The following is a 10320-nucleotide window of genomic DNA, read 5'->3' on the forward strand; positions in this document are numbered from 1 at the left end:
GGGACGCGTGCCCGACGCCGCCCTAGTGCGCGACGACTCGCGCCAGAGCTCGCCCGCGCTCTACGCCGCCTTCCTGCGGACGCTCGAGGCGTCACCGTGCATCGTCATCGGCAACCGGTCGGCCGTCTACGCGCCCGTGCACGAGCTGGGCCTGGTCGCGGTGTGGGACGACGGCGATCCGCTGCTCGGCGAGCCGCTGAGCCCCGGGGTGCACGCACGCGATGCGGCCCTGCTCCGCCAGGAGCTCGACGGCGGGGCGCTGGTCTTCGCCGGGCACACGCGCACCACCGACGTCGAGCGGCTGATCGCCGTCGGCTGGGTGCGGGAGGTCACGGCGGCCCGGCGGACGAGCCCGCGCGTGGTGCTGAGCGCCACCCGCGAGGGGGAGTCCCGGGGTGCGCGGGTGCCCTCCGCCGCGTTCGCGACCGCCCGCGAGGCGCTCACGCACGGGCCGGTGCTCGTGCAGGTGGCCCGGCCCGGCTACGCCCCCGTCCTCGTGTGCGCCGAGTGCCGGCATCCGGCTCGCTGTCCGCACTGCGGCGGACCGCTCCACGCGGCCCGGCAGGGGGCAGTGCCGACGTGCACATGGTGCGGGCGCACGGCAGCCGGGTGGACCTGCCCGGAGTGCTCGTCGACCCGGCTGCGCATGGCCTCCTCGGGGAGCGAGCGCACCGCCGACGAGCTCGGGCGCGCCTTCCCGGGCGTCCGGGTGATCGTCGCCGACGGCGACCATCCCGTCACGCAGGTCGACGGCCGCCCCGCGCTCGTGGTCGCGACGCGCGGCGCCGAGCCGATCGCCGCCGGCGGCTACCGGGCGGTCATCCTCCTGGACGGCGACCGGATGCTGCTGGCCGAGGACCTTCGGATCGGCGAGTCGTGCCTGCGCTGGTGGTCCAACGCCGCAGCCCTGGCCGCACCCGACGCGCCCGTCCACCTCGTGGGCGTCGCCGGTCCGGTTGCGCGGGCGCTCGCGACCTGGACGCAGGCCGCTTACGCGCGTGCGGAGCTCGCGGATCGCGCGCCGTTGCGGATGCCGCCCACCGTGCGTGTCGCGTCGGTCGACGGCCCGCGAGCCGCGGTCGAGACGGCGCTGTCCGCCCTCCGTACCGCCGTCCCCGAGCTCGATCGGGAAGCCGTGCTCGGACCCCTCCCTCGAGAAGAAGGCGTCCGGGCGCTGGTGCGGTTCGAGTACGCGCTCGGCACCCGCGTCGCCGAGAGCCTGCGCGCCTCCGTCGTCACTCACGCCATCAAGGCCCGGCGTCCCGCGAAGGGGCGCGCGGCAGGCGTGCGCAATACACTGAAAGTTCGGGTCGACGTGCCCGATCTCGATCTGTGAGGAGCCCCATGCGCCTCGTCTTCGCCGGTACGCCGGAGCCGGCGGTGCCGTCCCTGCGCCGGCTCGCGGCATCCGATCACGATCTCGCGGCGGTCATCACGCGACGGGACGCTCCTCTCGGGCGCAAGCGCGTCCTGACGCCGTCGCCGGTGGCCGCGGCCGCCGAAGAGCTCGGCCTGCACACGCTGCGCGCCGATCGGCTCGATGCCGACGCGACCGAGCGGGTCATGGCGCTGCGACCCGATCTCGGCGTCATCGTGGCATACGGCGGCCTCGTCCGGGAGCCGCTGCTGTCGGCGCCGGTCCACGGCTGGATCAACCTGCACTTCTCGCTGCTGCCGCGGTGGCGCGGTGCCGCCCCGGTGCAGCACGCCCTGATCGCGGGGGATGCCCAGACCGGTGCGAGCGTGTTCCACCTCGTCCCGGAACTCGACGCCGGCGCGGTGTACGCCGAGCGCGCCCATCCGATTCCGGCCGACGCGACCGCCGGAGACCTCCTCTCCGCCCTCGCCGCAGACGGCGCGGACCTGCTGGTGTCCGTCGTCGATGCGATCGCAGCGGGAACGGCCCTCGCCCACCCCCAGGAGGGCGAGCCGACGTACGCCGGCAAGCTCGGCGACGAGGACGGCGCGATCCGGTGGGCCGAGCCGCAGGGCGCGGTGCTCGGCCGCATCCGCGGTGTGACCCCCGAACCCGGCGCTCACACCACCGTCGACGGTGCCCGGGTGAAGGTGCTGGCGGTGCATCCCGCGCCGGAGGATGCTCCGGCTCTGGCCCCCGGCCGGATGGCGCTGGATCGCCGCGAGCTCCTGGTCGGCACCGCGACGGCGCCCCTCGTCCTCGACACCGTGCAGCCGTCCGGAAAGGGCCCGATGCGGGCAGCGGACTGGTGGCGCGGCCTGCGAGCCGACGAACCGGTGGCGGGATCGTGAGCCGGGCCGCCGCGTCACGGCGTGTCGCCTACGACACGCTGCGCGCCGTCCACGAATCGGACGCCTACGCGAATCTGCTGCTGCCCACCGCGATCGCGCGGGCGGGGCTGTCCTCCGCCGATGCGGCGCTGGCCACCGAGCTCGCCTACGGGACCCTCCGCAGACGGGGCACCTACGACGCCGTCATCGCGATCGCCGCCGACCGCGGGACCGCCGATATCGACCCCGCCGTGCTCGATGCGCTCCGGCTGGGCGTGCATCAACTGCTCTCGACGCGCGTGGCCTCGCACGCGGCCGTCAACGAGTCGGTGGAGCTGGCGCGCTCCGCGGCGGGTCGCGGCGCCGCCGGCTTCGCCAACGCCGTCCTGCGGCGGGTCTCGCGCGACACTCCAGGCGACTGGATGACGCGGGTCGCCGAGGGCGCGCGCTCCGACGACGAACGGCTCGGCCTGCTCTTCTCTCACCCGGTCTGGATCGTGCGCGCCTTCCGCCGCGCACTGGCCGCGGAGGGCCGGGCCGACGAGCTCGAGGCGCTCCTCACCGCCGACAACGCATCGCCGCGAGTGACGATGACCGCACTCCCGGGGCTCGCCGAGGTTCCCGATGACGCGCGGCGGACGCCGTACTCGCCCGTCGGCTTCCGGCTCGCCGGCGGCGATCCCGAGGCGACGATCCGCGAGTCGGACGGACGGGTCCGCGTGCAGGACGAGGGCTCGCAGCTCGCCGCTCTGGCACTGACGCGGGCGCTCCCCGTCCGCAAGGGCGAGCGCTGGCTGGATCTGTGCGCCGGACCCGGCGGGAAGACCGCGCTGCTGGCGGCCGAGGCGCTCGCGCACGGCGCGCGCCTCGAGGCGAACGAGATCTCCCCGGCTCGTGCGGGACTCGTGCGCAACGCCCTCGCCGGGGTGCCCCTCGACGTTCCCGTCACGGAGCAGGACGGACGCGTGCGCACCGCCGAGTCGCCCGAGACGTACGACCGCATCCTCGTCGACGCCCCGTGCACCGGCCTCGGCGCGCTGCGCCGGCGCCCCGAGGCGCGGTGGCGCAAGGCGCCCGCCGACGTGCCGGAGCTGACCGAGCTGCAGCGCGAGCTGCTCACCGGTGCCGTCTCGGCGCTCACTCCCGGCGGGGTCGTGGCCTACGTCACGTGCTCGCCGCACCTGGCCGAGACGTCGGGCGTCGTGGCCGAGGTGCGCCGCGAATGGGGCGCCGCCCTCGAGGAGGTGTCGGCCCGCGACGTGCTCACCGCCCTCGCGGACTCCGACCCCGGCCTGCTGCCGCAGGCGGACGGATCGGGGCGCGCGCAGCTGTGGCCGCACCGTCACAACACCGACGCGATGTCGATCTCGCTGCTGCGACGGGTGTGAGGCGCCGCCTCACTCCTTCAGCCAGACCCAGTCCGGCAGATCGGCGAACTCGCCGCGCAGCGCGATAAGCGCCCCGGGGTGGGTGCGACCGAGCTCACGCGCGTCGACCGTGAGCGGCTCTCCCGCGGGCAGGCCCTCGGACAGCTCCCGGAGCACCGCGACGATCCGCTCCGCGCCGGCGTAGCCGAGCTCGCCCCCCAGGCGCACGACGCGTCCGGCGTCGTCGCCGTGCATGGTCATGGCCGGCGAGGCGACGCTCTCGTGCGGTTCGAGCAGATGCATGCCGAATCGCTCCGACGCCGCCTCCACGAGCGCGACGGCGCGCACGCTGTTGCCGTGCTGATCCAGGCGCGGGCTGAACGCGGCGACGCCGAACTGCGACGGGGCGACCGCCATCAGCCCGCCGCTGACGCCGCTCTTCGCCGGCAGCCCCACGCGCAGCAGCCACTCGCCGGAGAAGTCGTACATGCCGCAGCTCGACATGATCGACAGCACGTCGCGCGCGACGCGTTCGCCGACGACGCGCTCCCCGGTCACGGGATTGACCCCGCCGAAGGCGAGCGTCGCCGCCATGATCGCGAGGTCGCGCACGCTCACGAGCAGCGAGCACTGCCGGAAGTAGGTCTCGACGGCGACGTCGACGGGTCCGTCGATCACGCCGTGCGACTTCAGCAGGTGCGCCAGCGCGCGGTTGCGCTCGCCCGTCAGCGACTCGGACGAGTACACCGCCTCGTCCACCCACAGCGACCGTCCGGCGAAGGCCGACAGCAGGTCGGCGATGCGTGCGGTCCGCAGCTCGACGTCGTCGCCGGGGACGAGCGCCGAGGTCGCGATCGCCCCGGCGTTGATCATCGGATTCGCCGGCCGCCCCGTGATCGGTTCGAGGCTGATCGCGTTGAACGGCTCGCCGCTCGGCTCGGCGCCGACTCGGCCCAGCACCGCATCCAGGCCGTGCTCCTCGAGGGCGAGGGCCAGCACGAACGGTTTCGAGATCGACTGGATGGTGAACTCCGCGCGATCGTCGCCGACCGATCGCACGCGCCCGCGCGGGCCGACCACGGCGAACGCCAGCAGGTCGGGATCAGCGGTCGCGAGCTCCGGGATGTAGGCGGCAGGAGCCCCGGAGTCGATCGGACGGATCTCCTCGAGCACCTCGGCGAGCAGTTCCGTGATGGGGTCCACGGCTCGACCATAATGGACGCGTGCCCCTCCGTGACGAGAACGGCCGCGACGGCGGCATCCGCATCAATCCGAGCATCCTGGCGGCCGACTTCGTCAACATGCAGGCCGAGCTCGCCCGCATCGCCGCGGCCGACTTCGTGCACGTCGACGTGATGGACAACCACTTCGTGCCGAACCTCACGTTCGGTCCGCAGATGGTCGAGCGCATCCAGGCCACGAGCCCCGTGCCGCTGGACGTCCACCTCATGATCGCCGATCCCGATCGCTGGGCTCCGGGCTACGCCGAACTGGGCGCCGCCTCGGTCACCTTCCACCTCGAGGCGGCGAACGAGCCGGTCGCCCTGGCACGGCGGCTGCGTGCGATCGGCGCACGCGCCGGCGTGGCCGTCAAGCCCGCGACGCCCGTCGACGGACTGCTGGATCTGCTGGACGACTTCGACCAGATCCTCGTGATGACCGTCGAGCCCGGTTTCGGGGGGCAGTCGTTCATGCCCGAGACGATGCCGAAGCTGCGACGGCTCGCCGACGAGGCGAAGCGACGCGGTTCGTCGGTGTGGCTGCAGGTCGACGGAGGGATCAGCTCCGCGACCATCGCCCAGGCGTCCGAGGCGGGCGCGGACACCTTCGTGGCGGGCTCCGCGGTCTTCGGCGCGAGCGACCCCGAGGCCGCGATCGTCGGTCTTCGCGCGTCGGCCGCGCAGCACGCGCACTGAGCCCGGCGGCGTCACGCGGCGCCGAGGCATCCCACCCGGCCGCTAACCTGGAACCGTGAAGACGTTCGATGCGCTGTTCGCCGAGCTCGCCGCGAAGGCGGCCGAGCGCCCCGCGGGATCGGGGACGGTCGCGCAGCTCGACGCGGGCGTGCACGCGATCGGCAAGAAGATCGTCGAAGAGGCCGCCGAGGTCTGGATGGCGGCGGAGTACGAGTCGACGGATGCCGCAGCCGAGGAGATCTCGCAGCTGCTGTACCACCTGCAGGTGCTGATGCTCGCGAAGGGGCTGAGCCTCGAAGACGTCTACCGACATCTCTGAGCGCGCGCTCCCGTCCGCCCTCGAACCGAAAGCTCCCGCCGCCATGCTGCGCATCGCCGTCCCGAACAAGGGCTCGCTCGCCGAGACCGCCACCGAGATGCTCTCGGAGGCGGGGTACACCGGCCGCCGCGATCCCAAGGACCTCCACGTCATCGACCCGCAGAACGAGGTCGAGTTCTTCTATCTGCGCCCGAAGGACATCGCGACGTACGTCGGGTCCGGTGCCCTCCATGTCGGCATCACCGGACGCGACCTGCTCCTGGACGCCCGCATGCCGGGAGCCCGCGAGATCGAGGCGCTCGGCTTCGGCGGGTCGACGTTCCGCTTCGCGGGACCGCCCGGACGCTTCGCCGGCGTCGCGGACCTCGAGGGCATGAGGGTGGCCACCGCCTATCCGGGCCTCGTCGACGGGTTCCTGGACGACCACGGCGTCGCCGTCGACCTCGTCCCCCTCGATGGCGCGGTCGAGTCGGCCGTGCGCCTGGGGGTGGCCGATGCCGTCGCCGACGTGGTGTCGACGGGCACGACCCTGCGACAGGCGGGGCTGGAGATCTTCGGGCCGATCATCCTCGAGTCCGAGGCCGTCCTCATCGCCGGCCCCGCAGACGTGGACGGCACCGACACGCTGCTGCGCCGCCTGCGCGGGGTGATGGTGGCCCGCCGCTACGTCATGGTCGACTACGACCTTCCCGCCGACCTCGTCGACGACGCCGTGGCCATCGCGCCCGGGATCGAGTCGCCGACGATCGCCCCGCTGCGCGACCCCGCGTGGGTGGCCGTTCGGGTCATGGTGCCGCGTGCAGGCGTCAATCAGGTGATGGACGCGCTCTACTCGATCGGCGCGCGGGCGATCCTGGTGACGGCGATCCACAACGCGAGGCTGTGATGAGCCTCGTCTGCCGGGTCATCCCGTGTCTCGACGTGGCCGCCGGCCGCGTGGTGAAGGGCGTCAACTTCGAGAACCTGCGCGACATGGGCGACCCCGTCGAGCTCGCTCGCGAGTACTTCCGCCAGGGCGCCGACGAGCTCACGTTCCTCGACGTCACCGCGACCGTCGACGAGCGCTCGACGACCTACGACGTCGTGCGCCGCACCGCGGAGCAGGTCTTCATCCCCCTCACCGTGGGCGGGGGAGTGCGCTCGGCCGAGGACGTGGCACGGCTGCTCTCGGTCGGGGCCGACAAGATCGGCGTGAACTCCGCGGCGATCGCCCGCCCCGCGCTCCTGGACGAGATCGCCGATCGGTTCGGCGCCCAGGTGCTCGTGCTCTCGCTCGACGTCAAGCGCTCGCCCGGGACGGAGTCCGGCTTCGTCGTCACGACCCACGGCGGTCGCACCGAGACGACCCTCGACGCCCTCGAATGGGCCCGCGAGGCGATCGAGCGCGGTGCGGGGGAGCTCCTCGTGAACTCCATCGACGCCGACGGGACGAAGGAGGGCTTCGATCTCGAGCTCGTCGCGCTCATGCGCGAGGTCTCGAGCGTCCCGGTGATCGCCTCGGGGGGCGCCGGAAGCGCCGAGGACTTCGGCCCCGCCGTCGAAGCGGGCGCCGACGCCGTGCTCGCGGCATCCGTCTTCCACTCCGGGCAGCTGACCGTCGGAGACGTCAAGAGGGCGATGGCGGCCGGCGGCATCGAGGTGCGGGAGGTGGCGGCATGACCGAGACCGTTCAGGCGCGCATCGATCGCGTCTCGTTCGACGCCCACGGCCTCGTCGCGGCGATCGTGCAGCAGTGGGACACCCGCGAGGTCCTCATGCTCGGCTGGATGGATGCCGAGGCCCTGCGCCGCACGCTCACCGAGGGCCGCGTGACGTTCTGGTCGCGCTCGCGCCAGGAGTACTGGCGCAAGGGCGACACGTCCGGCAACATCCAGCTCGTGCGGGGAGCCCGGCTCGACTGCGACGGGGACGCCGTCCTGCTCGAGGTCGAGCAGATCGGTCCCGCGTGCCACACCGGCACCCGCACGTGCTTCGACGCCGACGATCTCGAGCCCGTCGCCGGCCCGGAGCGCCCCGAGTGATCCGGCGCGCGCGCCTGCTCGCCGTCGTCGTCCTCGTCGCGTGCGGCGCGGTGACGGTCATCTCCTCGACGCAGACGTGGCTCCTCGCGGTGCTCGACGACGGCGGGGCGCACGCCCTCGAGGTTGCGGGCGCCGCGGCGATCCCGGTGCTCGCGCCTCTCGGACTCGCCGTCCTGGCACTCGGCGGCGCCCTCTCGATCGTCGGCCGGGTCCTGCGGTACGTCTTCGGGGCGCTGACGGTCCTCATCGCGGTGGTCCTCGGCTGGCTGACGGCCCAGATCGTCTTCGCCCAGCCCGTCGGCGCGGTCGCGTCCACGGTCACGGAGGCGACCGGCATCACCGGAGAGGGCGCGGTCGCCGACCTGGTCGCGTCGATCGCCCTCACCCCCTGGCCGGCCGTGACGCTCGTGACCACGGTGGTGCTGCTCGCCGCGGGAGCGTTCACGCTCGCGACGGCGCACCGCTGGGGAGGCACGGGGCGCCGCTACCGCACCGAGGACGCACCGAGGGCCGCCGCCGCCGGCTCGCGGCCGCACGACGCCATCGACTCGTGGGACGACCTGTCGCGTGGCGAGGATCCCACCACCCGCCCGCTAGACTGACCACATCCCCGCGACCACCTGGAGGACCCCCATGAGCAACCACATCGGCGACCCCGGCCACGGACACTCGCCCGCCGCCTGGACGGCCGTCGTGATCATGCTCGTCGCGGTCACGCTCGGCACGCTGTTCTACTGGTTCGACATGCCGATCCTCGTGTGGGCATCGGCCGCGCTCCTCGTGGTCGGCGCCATCGTCGGCTGGGTGATGGCCAAGGCCGGCTACGGCGCCAACGGTCCGAAGTACGCCTCGAAAGAGCACTGACGTGCTCGCCGACCTCACGGCCGGCGCGGTTCAGGATGCCGAGGCCCGCGCCTCGGCGCGGCCGCTCGCGGCCGTCGAGGCTGCGGCTCTCGCGCAGTCGCCTGCCCGTGACGCCCTGGCCGCTCTCGCTCCCTCGGACCGCGTGAAGATCATCGCCGAGGTCAAGCGCGCGAGTCCGTCCCGCGGCGATCTCGCCGACATCCCCGACCCTGCGCTGCAGGCCCTCCGGTACGAAGAGAGCGGAGCATCCGCCATCTCGGTGCTCACCGAGGGACGCCGGTTCAAGGGGAGCCTCGCCGACCTCGAGGCCGTCCGCTCCGCGGTCGAGCTTCCGGTGCTGCGCAAGGACTTCATCGCCAACGAGTATCAGGTGCTCGAGGCCCGCGCGTCGGGTGCCGACCTCGTACTTCTCATCGTCGCCGCGCTCGAGCAGGACGTGCTCGCCCGCCTGCACGCGCTCATCCTCGATCTCGGCATGACGCCGCTCGTCGAGGCGCACTCCGCCGCCGAGGTCGATCGCGCGGCCGACCTCGACGCGAAGCTGATCGGCGTCAACGCGCGCGACCTGTCGACCTTCGAGCTCGACCGCGACCTGTTCGGCCGGCTGGCCGACCGGATCCCCGCCGGTGCCGTCAAGGTCGCCGAGTCCGCCGTCCTCGCCCCCGCCGACGTGGCCCACTACCGGGCAGCCGGGGCGGATGTGGTGCTCGTCGGAGAGGCGCTCGTGACCAACGACCCGGTCTCGACCCTGAAATCGTTCCTGGAGGCGGGCGCATGAGCCTTCGCGAGGCATCCGGTCCCTTCTTCGGCGACTTCGGCGGGCGGTACATGCCCGAGTCGCTGATCGCCGCGATCGACGAGCTCACGGCGGAGTACGAGGCGGCGAAGGCGGATGCCGCGTTCCAGGCCGAGTTCGTGCGCCTGCTGCACTCCTACGCCGGACGCCCGTCGCCCATCACCGAAGTGCCGCGCTTCGCCGCGCACGCCGGCGGTGCCCGGGTCTTCCTCAAGCGCGAGGACCTCAACCACACCGGCTCGCACAAGATCAACAACGTCCTCGGCCAGGCGCTGCTCACCCAGCGCCTCGGCAAGACGCGGGTGATCGCCGAGACCGGCGCCGGCCAGCACGGTGTCGCCACGGCGACCGCTGCGGCCCTCTTCGGCTTCGACTGCACCATCTACATGGGCGAGGTCGACACCGAGCGCCAGGCGCTCAACGTCGCCCGCATGCGCCTGCTCGGCGCGGAGGTCGTGCCGGTGAAGACCGGCTCGCGCACTCTGAAGGACGCGATCAACGACGCGTACCGCGACTGGGTCGCGAGCGTGGAGACGACGAACTACATCTTCGGCACGGCCGCGGGCCCGCATCCCTTCCCGGCGATGGTGCGCGACTTCCAGAAGGTCATCAGCGAGGAAGCCCGGGCCCAGCTGCTCGAGGAGGCGGGGCGCCTGCCCGACGCCGTGCTGGCGTGCGTGGGCGGCGGATCCAATGCGATCGGCATGTTCGACGCGTTCCTCGACGACGAGGGCGTCAAGCTCTACGGCGTCGAGGCCGCCGGCGACGGCGTGGACACCCCGCGCCACGC

The 10320-nt window shown here is 73.1% G+C and carries 13 protein-coding genes; 12 read left to right on the forward strand and 1 reads right to left on the reverse strand.

What is annotated here, in order from left to right; translation table 11 throughout:
- The 3 genes from ACE3O1_RS12840 to ACE3O1_RS12850 form a co-directional block, all read left to right on the forward strand.
- On the forward strand, nt 1-1336 hold a 1336-nt coding region (locus tag ACE3O1_RS12840), incomplete at its 5' end, for a primosomal protein N' (protein WP_374315645.1).
- 8 nt (nt 1337-1344) lie between these two features.
- A complete protein-coding gene (gene fmt, locus ACE3O1_RS12845) occupies nt 1345-2268 on the forward strand; it encodes a methionyl-tRNA formyltransferase (RefSeq protein WP_374315647.1) in 924 nt (307 codons plus the stop codon).
- Nucleotides 2265-3635, forward strand: a complete 1371-nt coding sequence (locus tag ACE3O1_RS12850; protein WP_374315649.1) for an RsmB/NOP family class I SAM-dependent RNA methyltransferase — start codon at nt 2265-2267, stop codon at nt 3633-3635. Before fmt ends, ACE3O1_RS12850 begins: the two co-directional genes overlap by 4 nt.
- A 9-nt stretch (nt 3636-3644) precedes the next feature.
- Here the strand turns inward: ACE3O1_RS12850 and glsA are convergent, their stop codons facing one another.
- Nucleotides 3645-4817, reverse strand: coding sequence for a glutaminase A (glsA, locus tag ACE3O1_RS12855; protein WP_374315651.1), 1173 nt, complete (start codon nt 4815-4817; stop codon nt 3645-3647).
- Nucleotides 4818-4837: 20 nt separating this feature from the next.
- On the opposite strand from glsA, the gene rpe reads away from it, so the two are divergent.
- The 9 genes from rpe to trpB all read left to right on the forward strand — a co-directional run.
- The gene (rpe, locus tag ACE3O1_RS12860) at nt 4838-5530 is read left to right on the forward strand and encodes a ribulose-phosphate 3-epimerase (protein WP_374315653.1); all 693 of its coding nucleotides are present in this window, start codon (nt 4838-4840) and stop codon (nt 5528-5530) included.
- A gap of 55 nt (nt 5531-5585) precedes the next feature.
- Entirely contained in the window at nt 5586-5849 is a 264-nt protein-coding gene (locus ACE3O1_RS12865; RefSeq protein ID WP_374315655.1) for a phosphoribosyl-ATP diphosphatase, read from the forward strand.
- Nucleotides 5850-5892: 43 nt separating this feature from the next.
- The gene (hisG, locus tag ACE3O1_RS12870) at nt 5893-6735 is read left to right on the forward strand and encodes an ATP phosphoribosyltransferase (protein WP_374315657.1); all 843 of its coding nucleotides are present in this window, start codon (nt 5893-5895) and stop codon (nt 6733-6735) included.
- Nucleotides 6735-7508, forward strand: coding sequence for an imidazole glycerol phosphate synthase subunit HisF (hisF, locus tag ACE3O1_RS12875; RefSeq protein ID WP_374315659.1), 774 nt, complete (start codon nt 6735-6737; stop codon nt 7506-7508). Before hisG ends, hisF begins: the two co-directional genes overlap by 1 nt.
- A complete protein-coding gene (gene hisI / locus ACE3O1_RS12880) occupies nt 7505-7870 on the forward strand; it encodes a phosphoribosyl-AMP cyclohydrolase (RefSeq protein ID WP_374315661.1) in 366 nt (121 codons plus the stop codon). Before hisF ends, hisI begins: the two co-directional genes overlap by 4 nt.
- Complete coding sequence (locus tag ACE3O1_RS12885) at nt 7867-8472, forward strand: Trp biosynthesis-associated membrane protein (protein WP_374315663.1); 606 nt, start codon at nt 7867-7869, stop codon at nt 8470-8472. Before hisI ends, ACE3O1_RS12885 begins: the two co-directional genes overlap by 4 nt.
- Nucleotides 8473-8503: 31 nt before the next feature.
- Nucleotides 8504-8734 carry a DUF6704 family protein gene (locus tag ACE3O1_RS12890; RefSeq protein WP_374315665.1) on the forward strand — a complete coding sequence of 77 codons (231 nt, stop codon included), beginning with the start codon at nt 8504-8506 and terminating at the stop codon, nt 8732-8734.
- A gap of 1 nt (nt 8735) precedes the next feature.
- The gene (gene trpC, locus ACE3O1_RS12895; RefSeq protein ID WP_374315667.1) at nt 8736-9512 is read left to right on the forward strand and encodes an indole-3-glycerol phosphate synthase TrpC; all 777 of its coding nucleotides are present in this window, start codon (nt 8736-8738) and stop codon (nt 9510-9512) included.
- Nucleotides 9509-10320, forward strand: an 812-nt coding sequence (trpB, locus tag ACE3O1_RS12900; protein ID WP_374315669.1) for a tryptophan synthase subunit beta, incomplete at its 3' end; no start/stop codon positions are given. The genes trpC and trpB, both read left to right, overlap by 4 nt.

Source organism: Microbacterium sp. (assembly GCF_041909575.1).
In the GTDB taxonomy this organism is placed as follows: domain Bacteria; phylum Actinomycetota; class Actinomycetes; order Actinomycetales; family Microbacteriaceae; genus Microbacterium.

What these genes read in the sequence shown, in the direction of transcription:
- fmt (WP_374315647.1), top strand. Translation starts at nt 1,345, where the DNA reads ATGCGCCTCGTCTTCGCCGGTACGCCGGAGCCGGCGGTGCCGTCCCTG.
- hisG (WP_374315657.1), top strand. Translation starts at nt 5,893, where the DNA reads ATGCTGCGCATCGCCGTCCCGAACAAGGGCTCGCTCGCCGAGACCGCC.
- hisF (WP_374315659.1), top strand. Translation starts at nt 6,735, where the DNA reads ATGAGCCTCGTCTGCCGGGTCATCCCGTGTCTCGACGTGGCCGCCGGC.
- hisI (WP_374315661.1), top strand. Translation starts at nt 7,505, where the DNA reads ATGACCGAGACCGTTCAGGCGCGCATCGATCGCGTCTCGTTCGACGCC.
- ACE3O1_RS12890 (WP_374315665.1), top strand. Translation starts at nt 8,504, where the DNA reads ATGAGCAACCACATCGGCGACCCCGGCCACGGACACTCGCCCGCCGCC.